This window comes from Nonomuraea sp. NPDC001699, from assembly GCF_053596455.1.
On sequence record NZ_JBSFGF010000021.1, the window covers coordinates 19,299 to 41,939 of the forward strand.

A 22,641-nucleotide genomic window follows, 5' to 3' on the forward strand; every position below is an offset into this window, starting at 1 on the left:
TATATCAGCGCAACGTACCGTTCGTCATACCTACCGGCTCCTCGGGGACGGCGATCAGCCCCAATTCCGCCGGAGTGGCAGCGAACGGGTGATGCGGGACGACCCGGACGGTGTACCCGAAAGCCCCCGTACGGTCGAGCGGCACCCGGCCCGTGTAGTGGGCGTGGCCGTCGTCCTCCAGCGATTCCACCGCCAGCCGGGCGTAGCGCGGGTGGACCAGCTCGTCGTGCGGCCCGACCTTGCCGTACGCGGCCTCGACCAGCACGTCGCCGGGCTCCAGGTCGCCGAGGGCGATCGTGGCCCGCAGCTCGACCGCGGCGCCCACCTCAGGGGTGTCGCCCACGCCCGACGCCTCGACATGCTCGACCCGCACCCCCGGCCAGGCCCGCGTGACGCGCACCCGCCAGGCCGCGAACGCCCTGGCCGCGGCGTAGGAGTCGGCCGACAGCGCGCGGGCCGACTTGGCAGCCGGGGTGTAGAGGCCCACGACGTAGTCGCGGAGCATGCGCCCGGCCAGCACCTTGGGCCCGAGCGAGGCCAGGGTGTGCTTGACCATCTCCATCCACCTGCGCGGCAGCTCGTCGAAGGGCCGGTCGTAGAAGCGGTCGGACACCTCGTGCTCGATCAGGTCGTACAGGGCGCCGGCCTCCAGCTCGTCGCGCCGGTCGGGGTCGCTGACCCCGTCGGCGGTGGGGATGGCCCAGCCGTTTGTGCCGTCGTACCACTCGTCCCACCAGCCGTCGCGGATCGACAGGTTGAGCCCGCCGTTCAGCGCCGACTTCATGCCCGAGGTGCCGGACGCCTCCAGCGGCCGCAACGGGTTGTTCAGCCACACGTCGCAGCCCTGGACCATGAGCTGGCCGAGCGTCATGTCGTAGTCGGGCAGGAAGACGATCCGGTGGCGCACGTTGTGCTGGTCGGCGAACTTGACGATCTGCTGGATCAGCTTCTTGCCGCCCTCGTCGGCCGGATGCGCCTTGCCGGCGATCACGATCTGCACCGGCTTGTCCGGGTCGAGCAGCAGACGGGCCAGCCGCCGGGGATCGCGCAGCATCAGCGTGAGCCGCTTGTACGACGGCACCCGCCGGGCGAAGCCGATCGTCAGCACGTCGGGGTCGAGCGCGTCGTCGATCCAGCCCAGCTCGGCGACCGAGGCGCCGCGCTCGCGCCACGACCTGCGCAGCCGCTCGCGGGCGCCCTCGACCAGCCGCCTGCGCAGCTTGCCGCGGATCTCCCAGATCTCCTTGTCGGAGATCTTCTGGACGCCCTCCCAGCCGCGGGCCCGCTCGATCAGCGAGGGCAGCTCGCGGCCGGCCAGCTCCATGAACTCGCGCCCGACCCACGTGGGCGCGTGCACGCCGTTGGTGATCGAGCCGATCGGCACCTCGTCGAGGTCGAAGCCGGGCCACAGGTCCTTGAACATCTCCCGGCTGACCTCGCCGTGCAGCTCGGAGACGCCGTTGACGCGCTGGGCCAGGCGCATGCCCATGACGGCCATGTTGAACCGTCCGGGCTCGGCCTCGGCCCCCAGGGCCAGGATGCGCTCGACGGGCACGGTCGGCCAGGCGGCCTCGCCGCCGAAGTGGCGTTCGATCAGGTCGCTGGGGAAGCGGTCGATGCCCGCGGGCACCGGCGTGTGCGTGGTGAACACCGTGCCCGCGCGTACGGCCTCCAGAGCCTCGTCGAAGGACATGCGCGACTCGGTCAGCTCGCGGATGCGCTCCAGGCCGAGGAAGCCGGCGTGGCCCTCGTTGGTGTGGAAGACCTCGGGCTCGGCGTGGCCGGTGACGCGGCAGTAGGCCCTGATCGCGCGTACGCCACCCACGCCCAGCAGGAGTTCCTGCATGAGCCGGTGGTCGGTGCCGCCGCCGTAGAGGCGGTCGGTGACGTCGCGGGCGGCGGTGTCGTTGTCGGCCACGTCGGAGTCGAGCAGCAGCAGCGGCACCCGGCCCACCTGCGCCACCCAGACCTGGGCGTGCAGGACGCGGCCCTCGGGCAGGCCGAGCCGGATCTTGACGGGTTCGTCGCCGTCCTTCAGCAGGGTCAGCGGCAGCCCGCCGGCGTCGAGCGCCGGATAGTGCTCAAGCTGCCAGCCCTCCGGCGAGAGCGACTGGGTGAAGTAGCCGTGGCGATAGAGCAGGCCGACCGCGAGGATCGGCACGCCCAGGTCGCTGGCCGCCTTGAGGTGGTCGCCGGCGAGGATGCCGAGACCGCCCGAGTACTGGGGCATCGCGGCGGCGATGCCGTACTCGGGGGAGAAGTAGGCGATGGCGCGTGCGACGTCGGGCAGCGTCTGGTACCAGCGCGGCGATGTCATGTATTCGCGCAGGTCGTCGGCCGCGTCGGCGAGACGGCGGAGGAAACGGCGGTCGGCGGCCAGCTCGTTGAGCCGGGCCGGTGTGACGGCGCCGAGCAGGGCCACGGGATCGTGGCCGACCTTTTCCCACAGAGCCGCGTCGACCTCGGCGAAGAGGTCGAGTGTCTCCGGGTGCCAGGACCATCGGAGATTGTGCACGAGCTCGCCCAGGGCGGCCAGCTCCGTGGGCAGGACGGTGCGGACGGTAAACCGGCGGATAGCTCTCACGTTTCTGCACCCTACGGGCTAGGAGGGACCTCTCAGTCCTTCACCCCCAAGAAGCACCTTCAAACCCCGGCCCGCAACAAGCATGAAGTCGGACGATTGGGGCAACTTTCCTCTTTGTTGGCTCTCCCGGGAACACACTCGGGAGGTCTATCCGCTGCTGTCCAGTATTTACGTGCAAGGATCGTTACTGCCGGGGTAGGCCGTATCCAGCGGTCCCTCACGGTTGCGAAATCTTGCACATACGGAAAGCCTCCGGCGGCGCCGAGCGCGCCGTCGCAAACCCTGCGATTGCGATGATCGGACGAATTCCCATCACGGACATCTCCCCCGTCGTCGACTGCGGGCAGTGGCCCGCCAAGGCGGTCGCCGGCGAGACCTTCCAGGTCTCGGCCACCGTCTTCCGAGAGGGCCACGATGCCGTGGCCGCGGGCGTGGTGCTCACCTCGCCCGATGGACAGCGTGGCCGCCTGAGACCCATGCGCGAGCTCGCCCCCGGCACCGACCGCTGGGGTGTGGACGTGTGCATGCCGGCCGAGGGCGACTGGATGTTCCGCGTGGAGGCGTGGAGCGATCCCATCAGCTCGTGGCTGCACGACGCCGAGATCAAGATCCCGCGCGGGCTCGACAGCGACCTGATGTGCGAGGAGGGGGCCCGCCTGTTCGAGCGGGCCGCCAAGGCCGTCCGTACGGCCGACTGCCCCGCCCTCCCCGGCGGCCAGGCGGGCGCCGCGAACGGCCACTCCAGGAACGGGATGGGCAACAGCAAGGGCAACGGCAACGGCGACAGCGCGTGCGGGCACCGGGCGGCGCTGCTGTCGGTCGCGGCCACGCTGCGTGACGAGGAGCTCGACCCGCGGGCGCGGCTGTCCATCGCCCAGGTCCCCGAGACGGCCGCGCTGCTGGCGGCGCACCCGTTCCGCGAGCTGGTGACCAGGGCGAAGCCGTACAAGGTCAGGGTCGACCGGCGCAGGGCGCTGTACGGCTCCTGGTACGAGTTCTTCCCCAGGTCCGAGGGCGCGGTCGTCAGCGAGACCGGCGTCTCGAAGTCGGGCACCTTCCAGACGGCGGCCAAGCGGCTGCCCGCCATCGCCAAGATGGGCTTCGACGTCGTCTACCTGCCGCCGATCCACCCCATCGGCCAGACCTTCCGCAAGGGCCGCAACAACACGCTCAGCCCGGAGCCCGACGAGCCCGGCTCGCCGTGGGCGATCGGCTCCGAGGACGGCGGTCACGACGCGATCCATCCCGATCTGGGCACCCTTGAGGACTTCGACGAGTTCGTCAGCCGCACCCGCGCCCTGGGCATGGAGGTCGCGCTCGACTTCGCCCTGCAGTGCGCGCCGGACCACCCGTGGGTCAAGGAGCACCCGGAGTGGTTCACGATCCGGGCGGACGGGACGATCGCCTACGCCGAGAACCCGCCGAAGAAGTACCAGGACATCTACCCGATCAACTTCGACAGGGACCCCGAGGGCATCTTCGCCGAGGTCCGGCGGGTGCTGCGGCACTGGATGGAACACGGCGTGCGGATCTTCCGGGTGGACAACCCGCACACCAAGCCGGTGTCGTTCTGGGAGCGCATGCTGGCCGACATCCACGCCACCGATCCGGACGTGGTGTTCCTGGCGGAGGCGTTCACCCGGCCCGCGATGCTCCAGACGCTCGCGAAGGCCGGCTTCCACCAGTCGTACACGTACTACACATGGAAGAACTCCAAGTACGACGTGGAGACGTACCTCTCCGAGCTCGCGCACGAGACGTCGGCGTTCCTGCGGCCGAACCTGTTCGTCAACACCCCGGACATCCTGCACGAGTACCTGCAGCACGGCGGCGTGCCGGCGTTCAGGATCAGGGCCGTGCTGGCCGCTCTCGCGTCGCCGACCTGGGGGGTCTACTCCGGGTACGAACTCGCCGAGAACGTTCCTGTGCGCCCAGGGAGTGAGGAATACCTTGATAGTGAGAAATATCAGTACAAGCCACGCGACTGGGCGGCGGCCGAACGCGACGGAAGGACCCTCGCCCCGCTCATCACCCATCTGAATTTGTTCCGAAGAGCGCATCCGGCGTTGCAGGAATTGCGTAACCTACGGTTCCACAGGGTCGACCATCCGGACATCGTCTGCTTCTCCAAACGGCTTCCGGGCGCCTATGACACGGCCACACGAAGGCACGGGCTGGGCGACGTCGTTCTGGCGGTTGTCAATCTGGATCCGTACCACACCCACGAGGCGACGGTAGATCTCGACCTGCCCGCCATCGGTCTCGACTGGAACGCCGAATTCGTCGTGGACGACGAACTGTCGGGCGAGTCCTACCGCTGGAGGCAGAGCAACTATGTGCGTCTCGACCCTCACATCCAGCCTGCCCACATTCTCACCGTACGAGCCGCGCCACGGTAGAACAGAATTCAGCGGGGAGTCTTCAACGTGTGTGAAAGCGCCCTCCTCATGAGCCCCTCGTGGGGGAGCTCATGAGCGCCACACCCATTCCCAACACCTTTGACGAGGAAAAACCGCGCGACCCTTACTGGTACAAGCGCGCCGTCTTCTACGAGGTTCTGATCAGGGGATTCGCCGACTCCAACGGCGACGGGACCGGAGACATCAGAGGTCTGATCAGCAAACTCGACTATCTGCAGTGGCTGGGCGTCGACTGCCTCTGGCTGCTGCCCCTGTACGAGTCGCCGCTGCGTGACGGCGGCTACGACATCGCCGACTTCATGAAGATCCTGCCCGAGTTCGGGGACCTGGGGGACTTCGTGAAGCTGGTCGACGAGGCGCACAAACGCGGCATGCGGGTGATCGCGGACCTCGTCATGAACCACACCAGCGACGCCCATCCCTGGTTCCAGGCCTCCAGGCACGATCCGGAGGGCCCGTTCGGCGACTTCTACGTCTGGTCGGACACCGATGAGAAGTACCAGGACGCCCGGATCATCTTCGTCGACACCGAGACGTCCAACTGGACCTACGACCCGGTGCGCGGCCAGTACTACTGGCACCGCTTCTTCCACCACCAGCCCGACCTCAACTACGAGAACCCGGACGTGCAGGAGGCCATGCTGGAGGTGCTGCGGTTCTGGCTGGACCTCGGCATCGACGGCTTCCGCCTCGACGCGGTGCCCTATCTCTTCGAGGAGGAGGGCACCAACTGCGAGAACCTGCCCAGGACGCACGAATACCTCAAGAGCATCCGGCGCGAGGTCGACCGCCTCTTCCCGGACCGGGTGCTGCTCGCCGAGGCGAATCAGTGGCCTTCGGACGTGGTGGAATATTTCGGCGATCCAGTAGGCGGCGGGGACGAATGCCACATGGCATTCCACTTCCCGCTCATGCCCCGCATTTTCATGGCGGTCCGCCGGGAGTCGCGTTACCCCATCTCTGAAATCCTGGCACAAACGCCGAAAATTCCGGAACATTGCCAATGGGGGATTTTCCTCCGCAACCATGATGAGCTGACGCTCGAAATGGTGACGGACGAAGAACGCGACTACATGTACACCGAGTACGCCAAAGATCCCCGTATGCGGGCGAACGTCGGCATCCGCCGGCGGCTGGCGCCCCTGCTGGAGAACGACCGCAACCAGATCGAGCTGTTCACCGCGCTGCTCCTGTCGCTGCCGGGCTCTCCCGTGCTCTACTACGGCGACGAGATCGGCATGGGCGACAACATCTGGCTCGGCGACCGCGACGGCGTCCGTACCCCGATGCAGTGGGACCCCGACCGCAACGCCGGGTTCTCCGACTGCGACCCCGGGCGGCTGTACCTGCCCGTGATCATGGACCCGATCTACGGCTACCAGGCCATCAACGTCGAGGCCCACCAGAAGAACGCGGGATCGCTCCTCCACTGGACCAAGCGGATGATCGAGATCCGCAAGCGTCACCCCGTCTTCGGGCTCGGCGAGTTCGCCGAGCTGAACTCCTCCAACCCCAGCGTGCTCGCGTTCGTCCGGGAGCTGGGCGACGACCGGATGTTGTGCGTCAACAACCTGTCGCGCTTCCCGCAGCCGGTCGAGCTTGACCTGCGCAGATTCGTCGGCGTCTCCCCCGTGGAAACCATGGGAGGGGTCCCATTCCCGGCAATTGGCGAACTACCGTATCTTTTGACGCTTCCCGGGCATGGGTTCTATTGGTTCACACTCCCACCGGCACACACCCAGGAGGAGTAGGGCGTGATAGACGAGCTCCTTGCCGCATGGATCGGCCGCCAACGATGGTTCGGCGGCAAGGGGCGCCCGATCGACCGTTTGTCGATCGAATCGGACGTCGAGCTGACGCCAGGACTCCGGCACCTGATCGTGGCCGTCTGGCAGGAAGGCTCGCGCGACCGGTACCAGATCTTCATGGGCGAGCGGCACGAGCTGCCCGACCGGCTCAACCACGCCCTCATCGGCAGTCTCGGCGAGACCTTCTTCTACGACGCCGTCCATGACGCGGACAGCATGAGCTGGCTGCTGGAGGGCATGGCGGGCGACGAGACCCGCAGCGGGCTGCGCATGCGGCACGCGCCCGGCGTCACCATCGACACCGGCCAGCGCAGCCTGGTGCTGGGGGCCGAGCAGTCCAACACCTCGCTCGTGTACGGCGACTCCTACATCTGCAAGCTGTTCCGGCGGCTGATCCCCGGCGTCAATCCCGAACTGGAGATCATCAGCGCCCTGGCCGCCCGGCACGCGCCGAACATCGCCCAGCCGTACGGGTGGATCGAGGCCGACCTGGACGGCACGGACACCACGCTCGCCTTCATGCAGGAGTACCTGTCCAACGCCAACGACGGCTGGGACCTCGCGCTGACCAGCGTCCGCGACCTGTACGCGTCGCTGCCGGAGGTCACCGCCGCCGAGGCGGGCGGCGACTTCGCCGCCGAGTCCGTACGGCTCGGCGTGGCCACCGCCCGCGTCCACCACGAGCTGGCCGCCGCCTTCCCCACCGGGCTGGTCGAGATCCACGAGGTCAAACGCATGGCCGAGGGGTTCCGGCGGCAGCTCGGCCGGGCCGTGGCCGAGGTGCCCGAACTGCGGCCGCACATGCCGGCCCTGGAGGACGCCTATCACCAGGTGGAACTGCTCACCAGGGAAGTGCCCGTGCAGCGTGTTCACGGGGATTACCACCTCGGCCAGGTGATGCGCACGCCCACCGACTGGGTGGTGCTCGACTTCGAGGGCGAGCCGGGGCAGCCGCTGGCCGAGCGCCGGGCGCTGTCGTCGCCGCTGCGGGACGTGGCGGGGATGTTGCGCTCGTTCGACTACGCGGCCAGGCACCTGCTGGCCGGCCACTCGCAGGCCGCCGAGCTCCTGCCCCGGGCCGAGGCCTGGGCCGACCGCAACCGCACCGCCTTCCTGGAGGGGTACCGGGAGGGAGGCGGCGTGATCACGGTGGGCGACGCGGCGCTGCTGCGGGCGTTCGAGCTGTCGAAGGCGGTGTACGAAGTGGTCTACGAGGCCCGCAACCGCCCGTCCTGGGTCTCCATCCCCCTGGCCGCCTTCCAGCCCCGCCCCTCCTGACCCTGCCGGCCGGTCCGATGCCGGACTCGGGCTCAGCGCAGCTCTTCGACCAGGCCGGGCAGTCCTTCGGCGCCGTGTCCGCGGGCGACCCGCTGGTCGATGATGGTCTTCATCGGCAGCAGGAGGTCGGGCTTGACCTGCTGTTCCCTGAAGGCGCGCACCAGGTTCTCCATGCCGGACCTGTTGATCTCCAGGTTCGACATCAGGGTCGTGTAGTCGCGGGACTCGACGGACCTGGCCCACTCCGGCTGGAGGGAGGCCATCGCGTTGAGCCACGGGACCAGGAGGGTGCTGGTGAAGTCGGTCAACGGATAACCGGCGGCGTCGACGAGCGCCATCGCCTCCAGGGCGCCGGCGATCTGGCCGTACATGCCGGTCAGCATGGCCAGGTCGAGGAGCGGGGCCATGCCGGGGTCCGTGCCCACGTAGCGGGGCTCGGCCATGGCGCGGAACGCCTCCTCGTAGTGGTCGTACGCCGCCTGCGAACCGCTGTAGAGCACGAGCGCGCCGGGCCGGCCGATCATCTGGGGCACGGCCATGATGCCGCCGTCCACGTACTCGCCGCCGCGCGCGGCCACCCATTCGGCCGCCTGGCGGGCCTCGACGGGCCGGCCGGTGGTCAGGTTCGCCACCACGCGGCCCTCCAGCGGGGCGTCGGCCAGCAGCTCGTACACGGCCGGGTAGTCGAGCACGCAGACGATCACCAGCGGACTCGCCGCGACCGCCTCCGCCACCGTCGCGGCGCGGGTGGCGCCCCTGGCGACCAGGGGGTCGGCCTTGTCCGCCGAACGGTTCCACACGGTGACGCGGTGCCCGGCGTCCAGGAGGCTGCCGGCGAGCGCCGCGCCCATGAGGCCGAGCCCAATGACCGAAATTTCTTGTGACATTTCGTGATTCCTTAGTGTTTGACTGATGCGTTCACCCTGCCTGCGGGGGGTTATGGTCTGATTCGGAGTTGCTTATGGGGGGCGGAGTGCGGTTCGGGGTGCTGGGGGCGCTCGCCGTGTGGGGGCCCGGGGGCGAGCCGGTCCAGGTGCTGGAGGTCAAGGTCCGGGCGCTGCTGGCCGACCTGCTGATCCACGCCGGACGGCCGGTCTCCGCCGACCGGCTGATCGAGGACCTGTGGAGCGGCAGGCCGCCGGCGAACGCCCTGGCCGCGCTCCGGGTGAAGGTGTCCCAGCTCCGCCGGGCGCTGGGCGACCGGGAGCTGGTGGCCTACCGGGCGCCGGGTTACCTGCTGCGGGTGGAGCCCGAGGCCGTGGACGCCGGGCGGTTCGCGGCCCTCGTCGGGCAGGCGCAACGCAGCGCCGACCCCCGGACCCGCGCCGGGCTGCTGCGGCAGGCCCTCGACCTGTGGCGGGGGGCCGCGTTCGCGGAGTTCGCCGACGAGGAGTTCGCCAGGACGGCCGTGGCCAGGCTCGACGAGCAGCGGCTGGTGGCCGTGGAGGAGCTGGCCGAGGCGCGGCTCGGGCTGGGCGAGCACGCGCTGCTGGCGGCCGAGCTGACCGACCTGGTGACCGAGCACCCGCTCCGCGAGCGGCTGCGGGCCGCGCACGTACGGGCCCTGTACCGGGCGGGGCGGCAGAGCGAGGCGCTGGCCGGCTACGCCGACCTGCGGACGCGGCTGGCCGACGAGCTGGGGCTCGATCCCGGTCCCGAGCTGGTGGCGCTGCACCAGGCGATCCTTGAGCAGGACCCGGCGCTCGACGGGCCTGGACGGCGGCGGACGAACCTGCCCGCGCCGCTCACCGGCCTCGTGGGGCGGGAGGAGGCGGTGGCCGAGGTGCGCGCCCTGCTGCGGGGCAACCGGCTGGTCACGCTCACGGGCCCCGGCGGGGTCGGCAAGACCCGCCTCGCGCTCGCCGCGGCGGACTCCCCCGGCCCGGCGGGCTTCGGCGGCGGCGTGTGGCTGGTGGAGCTGGCCGGGCTGCGCGCCGGGGCGCCGGCGGTCGAGGTGGCCGAGGCGGTCGCGGGGGTGCTCGGCCTGCGGGACGACGTGGCCGGCGCCGCCGAGGACCTGACCGCCCGGCTGGCCGGCGTCCTGGAGGGCATGGAGACGCTGCTCGTCCTGGACAACTGCGAGCACGTCGTCGAGCAGGTCGCCGCGCTGGCCGGACGGCTGCTGCGGGCCGCCCCCGGCCTGCGGATCCTGGCCACCAGCCAGGAGTCGCTGCGCATCGAGGGCGAGGCCCTGTGGAGCGTCCCGCCATTGGGACGGGAGGCGGCGGCGGAGCTGTTCGCCGCCCGCGCGGGCATCGAGCCGGACGCCGACGTCGCCGAGATCTGCGCCCGGCTGGACGGCATCCCGCTGGCCCTGGAGCTGGCCGCGACCCGGATGCGCACGCTCACCCCGCGCCAGCTCGCCGAACGGCTGGACGACCGGTTCAGGCTCCTCGCCTCCGGCCGGCGCGGCGCGCCCGCGCGGCAGCAGACCCTGCGCGCGATGATCGACTGGAGCTGGGAGCTGCTGCGCGAGGACGAGCGCGTCGTGCTGCGGCGGCTGGCCGTGCACGCCGACGGGTGCACGCTGGAGGCGGCCGAGGAGGTCTGCGCCGAGCCGGGGGTCGACGTCCTGGACGCGGTGGCCAGGCTGGTGGACCGGTCGCTGGTGGTGCGGGCGTGGGGCGACGGGGAACCCCGGTTCCGGCTGCTGGAGTCGGTGGCGGCGTACTGCGTGGAGCGGCTGGACGCGGCGGGCGAGCCGGCGGACGTCCGGCTCCGGCACGTGCGCCACTACACGGGCCTGGCCGAGCGCGCGGAGCCGTACCTGCGGGGGCACGGGCAGCGGCGCGCGCTTGCCCGGCTCGACGCGGAGAGCGGCAACCTGCGCGCGGCGCTGGAGACGGCGGTGCGGCTCGGCGCGGCGGCCGAGGCGCTGCGGCTGGTGAACGCCCTGGCCTGGTACTGGGTGCTGAGCGGCCGGCTGGGCGAGGGCAAGCGGGCACTGGAGGCGGCGCTCGCGATCCCGCCGGACGATGAGGCGGACGACGATCCGGGCGCCCCGCGGGCCAGGGCGTGGCTGGCGGGCATGCGGCTGCTGGTGGGACAGCCGCCGGGCCCGGACGTGGCGGAGCTGTTCCCGGCGATCGAGGACGCCCGGGAGCGGGCCAGGGCGCGGTGGTTCGTCGGGTTCGCCCTGTTCGGGTACGACGACCTCTCGGTCAGCGCAGGAATGGTCGAGACGGCGTTGTCGGAGTTCGGCGAGCTGGACGACGAGTGGGGCATGGCCGCCGCCCTGACCGTCAGCGCCAGGTGGGCGGGGATGCGCGGCGACCTGGAGGGCATGCGGCACGCCGGCGAGCGCGGCCTCGCGCTGTTCAGGCGGGCCGGTGACCGCTGGGGCGAGCTGCGGGCGGCGGAGTGCCTGGGCAGCCACGCCGAGATCATCGGCGACTACGACCGCGCCGCCGGGCTGCGCGCGGAGGGCCTGCGCATGGCCGAGGAGCTGGGCCTGTGGAGCTCGGTCTCCGACGCGCTGTCCCGTCTGGGCCGGATCGCCATGTTGCGCGGCGACCACGCGGCGGCCGAGGACTACCACGAGCGGGCCAGGCGGCTGGCGGTGTCGCAGTCGAACCGTCCGGCCGAGGAGTTCGCCGAGATCGGGCTGGCGCTCGGCGCGCGCCGGCAGGGACGCCTCGACGAGGCCGAACGGCTGCTGACAACCTGGCTGGACTGGGTGCTGGACGTCTCCGGCGAGCCGGGCGCGGCGCTGATCCTGGCGGAGCTGGGGTTCGTGGCCGAGCTGCGCGGCGACGCGGCGGGCGCGCTGGAGTTCCAGCTTCGCGGGCTGGCCGCCGCGCGCAAGATCGGCGACCCGCGCGCGACCGCCCTCGGACTGGAGGGCCTGGCTGGGGCGCGGGCGCTCGGCGGGCGGCACGAGGACGCGGCCCGGCTGCTGGGCAAGGCCGCCGCGCTCAGGGCGTCCGTCGGCGCGCCGCTTCCGGCGGGCGAGCGGGGCGACGTGGACCGGATCACGGCGCTCGTGATCGCGAGCCTGGGAGCGGCGGCGCTGGCGACCGGCCTCGCCGAAGGGGCCGGCATGACGGTGGACAATCTTCTCCAGGACGCCGCAGGGGGGTGACCCGCGCTCTTCAGGGCGTGTCCAGCCACGACACGGCCAAGGATCATCCATGACGATCCCGCCTACTTCTGCGATCATCCCGGGATTTTGCACATTCGGTGATTGTCACCGTGAAAGCGGGCAGTGCCTGAGATGGACGGTCATCATAAGGCAGGGTTGGGAGCATGCCCATGAGGACAGAGCTCGACCGCCTGGCTGGCGGGGCACACCACGATCCGCACTCCGTGCTCGGAGCGCATCCCGTCTCGGGCGGCGTGGTGTTCCGCGCGCTGCGCCCGCTGGCCGAGCGGGTGCAGGTGGTGCTCGACGACGGCACGGCCCACGACATGAGACATCAGGCCCACGGCGTGTTCGAGACCACGGTCGGCGGGCTGGACAAGGTGCCCGACTACAAGCTGCGCGTCCGGTACGCCGGCGGGGAGCCGTACGAGGTCAGGGACCCGTACCGGCATTGGCCCACGCTGGGCGAGGTGGACCTGCACCTCATCGGCGAGGGGCGGCACGAGCGGCTGTGGGAGGTCCTGGGCGCCCGCGTGATGGAGCACCAGGACGTGCCCGGCACCGCGTTCGCCGTCTGGGCCCCGAACGCGCGCGGCATCAGGGTCGTCGGCGACTTCAACCATTGGGACGGCACCGCCTACCCGATGCGCTCGCTCGGCCGGTCGGGCGTGTGGGAGCTGTTCGTCCCCGGCCTGGACGCCGGTGAGCGGTACAAGTTCCAGATCCTCGGCGCCGACGGCCTCTGGCGCGACAAGGCCGACCCCATGGCCCGGCGGACCGAGGTGCCCCCGATGACCGCCTCCGTGATCGACCAGTCCTCCTACACCTGGGCGGACGACGACTGGATGGCCGAGCGGCACGACCGGCCGGCGCAGCTCGGGCCGATGAGCGTCTACGAGGTGCACCTCGGGTCGTGGCGGCCGGGGCTGTCGTACCTGGAGCTGGCCGACCAGCTCTCCGAGTACGTGGCCGACATGGGGTTCACGCACGTGGAGCTGCTGCCGGTCGCCGAGCACCCGTTCGGCGGCTCGTGGGGCTACCAGGTGACGTCCTACTACGCGCCGACGGCCAGGTTCGGCACCCCTGACGAGTTCCGGCACTTCGTGGACCGCATGCACCAGCGCGGCATCGGCGTGCTGCTGGACTGGGTGCCGGCCCACTTCCCCATGGACGAGTGGGCTCTGGCCCGCTTCGACGGCACCCCGCTGTACGAGCACGCCGACCCGGCCAGGGGCGAGCACCCCGACTGGGGCACCTACGTCTTCGACTTCGGCCGCAGGGAGGTCAAGAACTTCCTGGTCGCGAACGCGCTCTACTGGCTGAAGGAGTTCCACGTGGACGGCCTGCGCGTGGACGCGGTCGCCTCGATGCTCTACCTCGACTACTCGCGCCGCGAGGGCGAGTGGACCCCCAACGTCTACGGCGGCCGGGAGAACCTGGACGCGGTCGAGTTCCTCAAGGAGATGAACTCGGTCTGCTACCGGGAGGCTCCGGGCATCTCGACCGTCGCCGAGGAGTCGACGGCCTGGCCCGGCGTCTCGCGGCCGGTGCACCTGGGCGGGCTCGGCTTCGGGTTCAAGTGGAACATGGGCTGGATGCACGACACGCTCGAATACCTGCGCCGCGAGCCGATCTTCCGCCAGTACCACCACCACCAGATGACGTTCTCCCTCATCTACGCCTATTCCGAGAACTACGTGCTGCCGCTGTCGCACGACGAGGTCGTGCACGGCAAGGGCTCGCTGCTGGGCAAGATGCCGGGGGACGAATGGCAGCGCTTCGCCCAGCTCAGGGCGTTGCTGGCGTTCATGTGGGCGCATCCGGGCAAGCAGCTGCTGTTCATGGGCGGCGAGTTCGGCCAGGGCTCGGAGTGGTCGGAGGAACGCGGGCTCGACTGGTGGGTGCTGGAGTTCGACGGGCACAAGGGCGTCCAGCGGCTCGTCCGCGACCTCAACAGGCTCTACAAGGAGACCCCTGCGCTGTGGGAGCAGGACGGCAGGCCGGAGGGGTTCCGCTGGATCGACGCCGACGACGCGTCCGGAAACACGTTCTCGTTCGTCCGGTACGCGGCGGACGGGTCGGCGGCGGCCTGCGTGGTCAACTTCAGCGGCGGGCCGCACGAGAGCTACCGGCTCGGCCTCCCGTACGGCGGCCACTGGGCGGAGGTCGTCAACACCGACGCCTACGACTACTGGGGCAGCGGCGTGGGCAACATGGGAGGGGTCGAGGCCGAGGCCGAGGCGTGGCACGGGCTGCCGTTCTCCACGACGTTGCGAGTGCCGCCGATGGGCGCGGTGTGGCTGACCAAGGAGGCGCCGGCCGATCCGCTGAACATTTGAGGTGCGTGCGCTGAAAGTTCGGTGAGAAACAGGGCTGGACCCTGTGCTGGCGGGATAAATCGCCCTAAACTCCGAGATCATCCCCTTCGGAGGACGCGTGCGATTTCGCCCCCTGATCGTGAGCTCGATCGTGCTGGCCCTGTTATCAGCCTCGGTCCCGGCGTTCGCCGACGACCCGACGCCGACGCCGACGCCCTCCCAGAGCAAGCTGGAGGAGGGCCTCGCGCTCGACGGCGACACCACCCGCGCCATCGTGGAGCTGACCGACGCGGCGCAGCACGAGCCGGTGGCCGGCGCGGCGGCGGCCCAGAGCGTCGACGTGCTGCTGCAGCCGCAGAGCCAGCCGTTCATGGTGGTGGAGGGCACCGCCGAGGAGCTGGCCAGGCTGGCCGAGGACCCGCGCGTGACCTCCATCCACCGCGACCGGACGTACGCGCCGGCCGAGGTGGGCTCCAACATCACCCAGATCGGCGCGGACAAGGCCCACGAGAAGAACTTCACCGGCGCGGGCCAGAACGTCGTCATCCTGGACACCGGGATCGACCGCGACCACCCGTACTTCGCGGGCCGGCTCGCCGGTGAGGCGTGCTTCTCGGCGGTGGAGAGCGGCGTGGAGTCGCTGTGCCCCAACGGGCAGCCCCAGCAGACCGGCGAGGGCGCGGCCGACGCCACCACCGCCAAGTGCCTGTCCGGCGGCGTGAACCTGTGCGAGCACGGCACGCACGTCGCCGGCATCGCGGCGGGCAGCGGCGGCGTGGCCCCGGGCGCCGGGATCATCGCTGTGCAGGTGTTCAGCCGGGTCAACGACGAGGACATCTGCATGGGCGAGTCGTCGTGCCTGCTGGCCTTCGAGTCGTCGCTGCGGCTGGCCATGGACTACGTGACCACGCTGACCCAGCCCATCGCGGCGGTGAACCTGAGCCTGGGCGGCGCGCTTTCGGAGACCGACTGCGACGCCACCGAGGAGGGCGCGGTCTTCAAGCCGAAGATCGACGCCCTGCTGGCCAAGGGCATCGCGACCGTGGTCGCCGCCGGGAACGAGTTCTTCGAGGGCGCCTCCTACCCCGCCTGCGTCTCCTCGGCGGTCGCGGTCGGCGCGAACGACGGTGCCGACGCCATCGCCGACTTCTCCAACCGGGGCTCGCTGGTCGACTTCTTCGCCCCGGGCGTGGACATCCAGTCCTCGGTGCCGGACAACCAGATGGCCGTGCACAGCGGCACCTCGATGGCGACGCCGCACGTGGCCGGCGCGCTGGCGCTGATGAAGGCGGCCTCGCCGCAGACGCCCATCGCCGACCTGATCAACACGCTGAAGACCACGGGCCGGCCCTACCAGTACGAGGCCAACGGCGCGCAGGTCACCACCCCCCGCCTGGACGTGGGCGCCGCCCTGGCCGGCACCCCCACCCAGCCGCCGATCAGCCAGGCGCCGACGGCCGGCCCCGGACCCGACCCGACGGACGGCAGCGGCCCCACGCCCGAGCCCGACCCCACGGACGAGCGGGACCCCGCGCCGGCCCCGACGTCCTCGGCCACGCCGGTCCCGCTGCCCACGGTCACGGTCACGGTGACCGTCACGCCGACGCCCGCCCCCTCGGCCGCCGCCGTCTGCACGCGCGGCACGGCCGGCGCCCGGATGACGGCCGGGAAGTGGGCCGTGGAGATCCACCGCAGCAGCGGGACGATCCCCGACAACACGCTCAACTGCTACCTGAAGCTGATCGGCAAGGCCAGCAAGGTGTTCCCGGAGCTGACCAAGGCGTCGTCGCTGGGCAAGGCGTACCGGGTGCTGAAGGGCACGAAGACGACCAGGGACAAGCTGGACGGCGCGCTGCTGACGGCCTGGCTGAACTGGGCGCACGGCACGAACGGCACCACCGTGCTGACCGCCGCGGAGAAGGTGCGGCTGAGCGGCTCGGCGTCCAAGGCGGCGCTGAAGAAGGCGACGAAGAACGTGCTCAGATCCCTCTGAGCGGCTTCACCAGGGCGAGGGCCGGTCACCTCCGACCGGCCCTCGCGCTTTCCCGCCGCAAGGCAAAAAGGCACTCAGCTTTCCCTGCTTTCACATAGGTCACGCACATCGCACTTGTCACACCCGGGGATGGACACCTCACATCGGACGATCCTCGGAGGAATAAGTGAGGCTACGGTCCCTGTCGGCCTGCGCCGCCGCGCTGGCCGCGACATCCGCCGTGCTCTGTACGGCGCCACCCGTGCACGCCGACGCGCACGACACCGGCGACCCGGTCATCAGCCCCGCGCTGGTCGCGGAGGTCCAGGCCAAGAGCAAGGTGCGCTCGATCATCCAGCTCAAGCCGGGTCAGAACGTGCAGGCCGTGGCCAAGGACCTCGAACAGGCCTCCGAGGGCAGCCGGGTCCTGGAGGCGGCCCAGTCCCCCCACTTCTTCGTCGCCGAGCTGGACGGGAAGACCCTGGCCCAGCTCAGCAACGACGAGCGCGTCCAGGCGGTCTACAAGGACGAGCTGCGGCCGGCCGTCCTGGACACGAGCACCCGGCTCATCGGCTCCGACCGGGCCAACGCGGCCGGCTGGACGGGCCGGGGCACGACGGTCGCCATCCTCGACACGGGCATCGACCGCGACCACCCGTTCTTCGCCGGCCGGATCGTGGACGAGGCGTGCTTCTCCTCCTCCGACGCGAGCGACGGATCGGTCTCGCTCTGCCCGAACAACCAGCCGAGCCAGACCGGCCCGGGCGCCGCCGACGCCGAGACCGCCCAGTGCGTCGTGGACGGCGTCAACGCCTGCTCGCACGGCTCCCACGTCGCGGGCATCGCCGCCGGCCGGATGACGACCGGCGCCCCCTCCGACGGCGTCGCGCCCGGCGCGGGCATCCTGCCGATCCAGGTGTTCAGCCGCATCGACAGCGCGATGACGTGCGCGGTCATCGGCTCCCAGGCGCCCTGCTTCCTCAGTTACACCTCCGACCAGAAGCTGGCGCTGGAGTACGTAGCGCGGGTGGCCGCGGCCCAGCACGTCGCCGCGGCGAACCTGAGCCTGGGCGGCGGCGGGCCCTACCGGGCGAGCTGCGACTCTGACCCGAACGCGGCAGGGCTCAAGCCGGACTTCGACGCGCTGATCTCCCTCGGGGTCGCGCCCGTGGTCGCGGCCGGCAACAACGGCTTCCCCGACGGCGTCTCGGCGCCCGCCTGCATCTCCTCCGCGATCGCGGTGGGCGCCACCGACGACCGGGACGCGGTGGCCGGCTTCTCCAACCGGGGCACGCTGCTCGACCTGTTCGCGCCGGGCGTGGGCATCAGGTCCGCGGTCCCGGACGACACCTACGCCGACAAGAGCGGCACGTCGATGTCCACGCCGCACGTGACGGGGGCGTTCGCGCTGATGCGGCAGGCGTACCCGAACCTCACGGTGGCGCAGCTCCTCCAGCGGTTGCAGTCCACCGGCCGGAGCATCGGCTACGCCTCGGGAGGCGCCCAGGTGCGCACGGCACGCATCGACGTGTTCGCGGCCACGGCCCAGGGCGCGCCCAGGGCCTGAGACCGGAAGGGCCGGACGCCCGATCCGGCCCTTCCACGACGAAGCCTTGCAAACCACCCTCTTCCACGCCCCACCCGAAATGTGTCGCTTAGGGTGGCTATATGGACGCAGGCAGGGCGATCTTCGAAACCGTCGACAAGCTTCGCCAGCGGCGCACCGGCCCGCTGGTCCTGGAGCTCGATCTCACCGAGGGCCTCACGGAGGGACCGCCGGCCGACCCGGTCGCCGCGGTGTTGTCCATGCGCAGGACCCGCCTGTCGGACGTGCTGTCCGGGCTCCGGCGGGCCGGCCGGGACTCCAGGGTCAAGGCGCTGGTGGTCAAGCTCGGCGGCAACCCCCTGGGCCTGGCCATGGTGCAGGAGCTGCGCGAGGCCGTCACCCGCTTCCGCGCCTCCGGCAAGCTGACCGTGGCCTACGCCGAGACGTTCGGGGAGTTCAGCGGGGGCACGGTCCCCTACTACCTGGCCACCGCGTTCGAGCGGGTCTACCTCCAGCCCAGCGGCGACGTCGGGCTCACGGGCGTGGCGATGGAGCAGCGCTTCCTCAAGGGCGCGCTGACCAAGCTGGGCGTGGAGGTGGAGGCGGGGCAGCGGCACGAGTACAAGACCGCGGTCAACACCTTCACCCAGGAGCACATGACCGAGCCCCACCGCGAGTCGATGACCCGCATCGTGGAGTCGGTCGCCGAGCAGCTCGTCCGCGGCATCGCCGAGGGCCGCAGGCTCGACCCCGGCAAGGTGCGCGAGCTGATCGACCGCGGCCCCTTCACCGCGTCCGAGGCGCAGGAGACCGGCCTGGTGGACGCCCTCGCCTACCGCGACGAGGTGTACGACGAGGTCAGGCAGGCCGCGGGCGGCGAGGCGCACCTGCTGTTCGTCTCCCGGTACGCCAGGAGCGCGGCGGTGCGGAAGTTGCCGCACCCAATGGCCGACAGCATCGCGCTCGTGCACGGCCACGGCCAGATCAGGAGCGGCCGCAGCGGACGCAGCCCGCTCGGCGGGGGCGGCGCGATGGGCTCCGACACGATCAGCGCGGCGCTGCGCGCGGCCCGCCGGGACGAGCACGTCAAGGCCGTGGTCTTCCGCGTGGACAGCCCCGGCGGCTCGTACGTGGCCTCCGACACGGTGTGGCGCGAGGTGACGCTGACCCGCCGGGTGAAGCCGGTGATCGTCTCCATGGGCGACCTGGCGGCGTCGGGCGGCTACTTCGTGTCCATGGGCGCCGACGTGATCGTGGCCCAGCCCGGCACCCTGACCGGCTCGATCGGCGTTTATGGCGGCAAGCCCGTCATGGCTGACTTGCTCCAAAAAATCGGGATAAATACTGAACTGGTCGCCGACGGGGTGAACGCCGGCATGTTCTCCACCGCCCGGGGCTTCTCCCCCGAGCAGTGGGACCGGGTGAACGCCTGGCTCGACCGCATCTACGACGACTTCGTGGGCAAGGTCGCCCAGAGCCGCGGCCTCACCCGCGAACGCGCCCACGAGCTGGCCAGAGGCCGCGTCTGGACCGGCGCGGACGCCCACGCCAACGGCCTGGTGGACGAGCTGGGCGGCCTTGAGCACGCCCTCGGCCTGGCCCGCGAACGCGCCGGGCTGGCCGACGACGCCCCCGTGCGGGTCTACCCCAGGCTCAACCCGCTGGAGCGCCTGCGGGGCCCGGAGTCCAGCGAGGACAAGTCCGCCGCCCTGGCCAGGATGCGCCTGGACGCCTGGGGCCCGCTGGCCCGCCTGTCGGCCGAACTGGGCCTGCCCGCCACCGGCCCGCTCTCTTTGCCCGGTTGGTACATCATCAGATAATTTGATCTTGTATCCACCCTGATCCACGGGGATCTGGGAACCCGGCCAAGCGCGCCTGGACCCGGGTGGACGGCGCGGTCAGCGTCTCCCCGGACGAGCGCTGGCAGGTGAAGCAGGCAGACGGTGCGAGTGGCGCGCCGAAGGTGACCTTCCTGGACCGCCGGTCGGGCAAGGAGAGCGAGGTCGAGCTGCCCGTGCCGGAGGACCCCGAGCGGGAGGGCCAGTACCTGCAAACGCTCTGGCCCACCTGGTCGCCGGACGGCCGCCGCCTGCTGCTCAACGTGTTCGAGCCGGGCGGCGAGCCGCGTTCGGCGGGCATCGTGCTGATCGACGTGCCCTCGCTGGAGGCCCGGTTCGTCCGGATCGAGAAGGCGCTCATCACCGTGGGCGGCTTCCAGTGGACGCACGACGGCAAGGGCGTGGTCGTGCGCTGGGGCAAGAACGGCTCCTCCGCGGTCCGCCGCTACGACCTCACCGGCGCCGTCACCCGGACCTGGGACGTGCGGGGACGCCCGGCCGCCTCCGGGCTCGGCGCGTTCAGCCCGTCGGGCCGTCGCTTCGTCACCGCCTGCACCTCGCTGGAGAAGGCCGCCTGCGTCTGGGACACCCGTACCGGCAAGGCCGTCACCCAGATCAAGCTGGCCTTCAGCCCGGTGTGGGGCCCGACGCTCGGCTGGTACGACGAGCGGCACCTGCTCGCCCCGGTCAAGGACGGCGTGGGCGTCGTCGACCTCACGGGCCGGGTCGTCGAGACGCTGGTCAAGGCCGGTAGGAAGACGAACCTGTATCCGCATTTCGAGCACCGGGGCTGAAGAAGGCCGCGGCCCGCTCCAGGGCGCCGGTGTCGCGCAGGATGTCGCCGGGGCGGTTGGCGTAGCCCACGAGCGCGCCGCCCCACGACCCGAAGTACTCCGCCGACAGGCGCAGCGTGCCGACCAGCGGATCGGCCACGGACTCGTCCTCCTCGCTGATCGTGGTGACCGCCCAGACGGTCTTGCCCGCCATGCGCGCCTTGAAGTCGTACCCGGGGACGCGCATCCAGGCCGACCAGTAGTCCAGGTAGAGCTTGGTGGTGGCGGAGACGCTGTACCAGTAGAGCGGGGAGACGATCACCAGGTCGGTGGCGTCGAGCGTGGCCTCGGCGAGCAGCTTCTCCGCGCCCTCGGGGACGGGGTAGACGCCGTCGCCGGTGTGGCGGATGTCCTGGAAGGGCGGGAGCGGGTGGTCGTCCAGGCGCAGCCAGCGTTGCCGGACGTCCGGCGCGAGAGTGGCCGCGGCGTGCCTGGCCAGGGTCTCGGTGTTGCCGTCACGGCGGCTGCTGCCCAGGAGGAAGAGGAAACTGCGCATGCATCATCCCATCGGCCGGTAGCGGGCGCGCAGCCGTACCAGTGGCTGAAGCCCGGGGGTGACATAGGGGACGGCGAGCACCTGGGCGACGAAGAGCGTGTGGTCGCCGGCCGGGACGACCTGGGTCGTCTCGGCCTCCAGGGCCGCCACACCGCCCTCGACCACCAGCGCCTCGGTGTGCGTCCCCCGGTGGTGGGGGGTGCCCGCCACGAGGAGGCGGGCGCTGGGACGTCCGGCGGTGGCGAAGCGGCTGGCGACGGCGGCCTGGCCGGAGGACAGCAGCGAGGCCGCCCACCGGTCCTGCCGGAGCAGCACCTCGCAGAGATAGCCGCGCGAGGCCAGGCTGACCAGCACGAGCGGCGGCTCGGCCGAGACGGACATCAGCGTCGAGACGGTCACGCCCAGGTCGTCCCGCCCGTCCTGGACGGTGATCACCGCGACGCCCGCGGCCAGTTGCGCCATCGCCTCCGTGAACTCGCTCACAGCGGGGACCTCCCCCCGGAGGCCCCCGCCGCGGGCGTCAGGCGAGGCCGTTGGAGGTCAGCCATTCCTTGGCCACCGTGGCGGGCTCGTCCTTGTTGACGGAGATCTTCTGCATCATGTCGAGCAGGGACTGCGTGCTCAGCTTGGCCGAGACGCCGTTGAGCGTGGTGCGGATCGCGTCGTTCGCACCGGCCTTGAACAGCAGGGGCGTGACGTTCTGGGCGGGGAAGATGTTCTTGGTGTCCTGGAGCGGCACCAGGTTGTTGGCCAGCATCTTGGGGTCCGTGGTGAACACGTTGCCGACCTGGATCGAGCCGTCCTTCAGAGCGTCGGCCGTGGCCGGGCCCTTGGGCTCCCACTGCTTGAACTCGATCCCGTAGACCTCCTTGAAGCGCGCCTCCCACCGCTTCTTGAACTCCGGCGGGCCGCCGACCACCATGTTCTTGGAGACCTTGGCCAGGTCCTCCATGCTGTTCAGCGACTGCTTGGTCTGGGTCTCCTTGGTGACCGAGAGGCTGTCCTTGTCCTCGGCCGGGGAGGAGTCGAGCACTTCGAGCTCGGCCGGGAGCTTCTCCTTCAGCGCCGCGTTGACCTCGTCGGTCGTCGAGGCGGTGTTCTTCAGGTCGATGAAGGCCAGCAGGTTGCCGTTGTACTCGGGAACGATGGTCAGGCCGCCGTTCTTGACCTGGTCGTAGACCGCCTCGCGGCTGCCGATGCGCGGCTTCTCCTCAACCTGCACGCCCTTGGCCTCAAGCGCCTGGGCGTAGATCGACGCGAGCAGCACGCTCTCGTCGAAGTCGAAGGAGCCGATGACGGCCTTGCCCCCGGCCGCCGCGGCCGACCCGCTGGGCGCCGCGCTCGTGGTGTCGAGCGGGTTGCCCCCACCGCCCCCACCGCCACCGCAGGCGGCCAGCGCCAGCGTCGCCGACACGAGCACCGCCGCGGTGCCGATCATGCGTCTCATCTCGAATTTCCCTTCTAAAG

General features: G+C 70.9%; 14 protein-coding genes. 9 read left to right on the plus strand and 5 right to left on the minus strand.

Going from position 1 to position 22,641, the window contains the following annotated elements:
- Positions 1 to 4 precede the first annotated feature (4 nt).
- A complete protein-coding gene (gene glgP / locus ACWCSU_RS40490; protein ID WP_449942025.1) occupies positions 5 to 2,584 on the minus strand; it encodes an alpha-glucan family phosphorylase in 2,580 nt (859 codons plus the stop codon).
- 293 nt (positions 2,585 to 2,877) lie between these two features.
- On the opposite strand from glgP, the gene ACWCSU_RS40495 reads away from it, so the two are divergent.
- From ACWCSU_RS40495 to ACWCSU_RS40505, 3 genes are all read left to right on the plus strand, one after another.
- Positions 2,878 to 4,983, plus strand: coding sequence for an alpha-1,4-glucan--maltose-1-phosphate maltosyltransferase (locus ACWCSU_RS40495; protein WP_449942026.1), 2,106 nt, complete (start codon positions 2,878 to 2,880; stop codon positions 4,981 to 4,983).
- Positions 4,984 to 5,054: 71 nt separating this feature from the next.
- Positions 5,055 to 6,755 carry a maltose alpha-D-glucosyltransferase gene (gene treS / locus ACWCSU_RS40500; protein ID WP_357697490.1) on the plus strand — a complete coding sequence of 567 codons (1,701 nt, stop codon included), beginning with the start codon at positions 5,055 to 5,057 and terminating at the stop codon, positions 6,753 to 6,755.
- A 3-nt stretch (positions 6,756 to 6,758) separates the two neighbouring features.
- Positions 6,759 to 8,090, plus strand: coding sequence for a maltokinase N-terminal cap-like domain-containing protein (locus ACWCSU_RS40505; protein WP_449942027.1), 1,332 nt, complete (start codon positions 6,759 to 6,761; stop codon positions 8,088 to 8,090).
- Positions 8,091 to 8,122: 32 nt separating this feature from the next.
- Here ACWCSU_RS40505 and ACWCSU_RS40510 read toward each other — a convergent pair whose 3' ends face one another.
- Positions 8,123 to 8,977 (minus strand): NAD(P)-dependent oxidoreductase, encoded by an 855-nt coding sequence (locus tag ACWCSU_RS40510; protein WP_449942028.1) that lies wholly within the window; start codon positions 8,975 to 8,977, stop codon positions 8,123 to 8,125.
- A gap of 74 nt (positions 8,978 to 9,051) precedes the next feature.
- Between ACWCSU_RS40510 and ACWCSU_RS40515 the strand changes: the two genes are divergently transcribed.
- From ACWCSU_RS40515 to ACWCSU_RS40540, 6 genes are all read left to right on the plus strand, one after another.
- Complete coding sequence (locus ACWCSU_RS40515; RefSeq protein WP_449942029.1) at positions 9,052 to 12,171, plus strand: BTAD domain-containing putative transcriptional regulator; 3,120 nt, start codon at positions 9,052 to 9,054, stop codon at positions 12,169 to 12,171.
- A gap of 170 nt (positions 12,172 to 12,341) precedes the next feature.
- Positions 12,342 to 14,510, plus strand: a complete 2,169-nt coding sequence (gene glgB / locus ACWCSU_RS40520; RefSeq protein ID WP_397037890.1) for a 1,4-alpha-glucan branching protein GlgB — start codon at positions 12,342 to 12,344, stop codon at positions 14,508 to 14,510.
- Positions 14,511 to 14,607: 97 nt separating this feature from the next.
- Entirely contained in the window at positions 14,608 to 16,482 is a 1,875-nt protein-coding gene (locus ACWCSU_RS40525; RefSeq protein ID WP_449942030.1) for a S8 family peptidase, read from the plus strand.
- A gap of 166 nt (positions 16,483 to 16,648) precedes the next feature.
- Entirely contained in the window at positions 16,649 to 18,028 is a 1,380-nt protein-coding gene (locus ACWCSU_RS40530; RefSeq protein ID WP_449942031.1) for a S8 family peptidase, read from the plus strand.
- A gap of 101 nt (positions 18,029 to 18,129) precedes the next feature.
- Positions 18,130 to 19,827, plus strand: coding sequence for a signal peptide peptidase SppA (gene sppA / locus ACWCSU_RS40535; RefSeq protein ID WP_449942032.1), 1,698 nt, complete (start codon positions 18,130 to 18,132; stop codon positions 19,825 to 19,827).
- A 65-nt stretch (positions 19,828 to 19,892) separates the two neighbouring features.
- Positions 19,893 to 20,639 (plus strand): TolB family protein, encoded by a 747-nt coding sequence (locus tag ACWCSU_RS40540; protein WP_449942033.1) that lies wholly within the window; start codon positions 19,893 to 19,895, stop codon positions 20,637 to 20,639.
- On the opposite strand, the gene ACWCSU_RS40545 is transcribed toward ACWCSU_RS40540, so the two are convergent.
- Genes ACWCSU_RS40545 through ACWCSU_RS40555 form a run of 3 tightly spaced genes read right to left on the minus strand, consistent with a single transcriptional unit; the run spans position 20,587 to position 22,621 of the window.
- The gene (locus tag ACWCSU_RS40545; RefSeq protein ID WP_357697472.1) at positions 20,587 to 21,174 is read right to left on the minus strand and encodes a flavodoxin family protein; all 588 of its coding nucleotides are present in this window, start codon (positions 21,172 to 21,174) and stop codon (positions 20,587 to 20,589) included. The genes ACWCSU_RS40540 and ACWCSU_RS40545 overlap by 53 nt on opposite strands.
- A 3-nt stretch (positions 21,175 to 21,177) precedes the next feature.
- A complete protein-coding gene (locus ACWCSU_RS40550) occupies positions 21,178 to 21,657 on the minus strand; it encodes a flavin reductase family protein (protein ID WP_357697471.1) in 480 nt (159 codons plus the stop codon).
- Between the two features lie 37 nt (positions 21,658 to 21,694).
- Complete coding sequence (locus tag ACWCSU_RS40555) at positions 21,695 to 22,621, minus strand: ABC transporter substrate-binding protein (RefSeq protein WP_449942034.1); 927 nt, start codon at positions 22,619 to 22,621, stop codon at positions 21,695 to 21,697.
- Positions 22,622 to 22,641 lie beyond the last annotated feature (20 nt).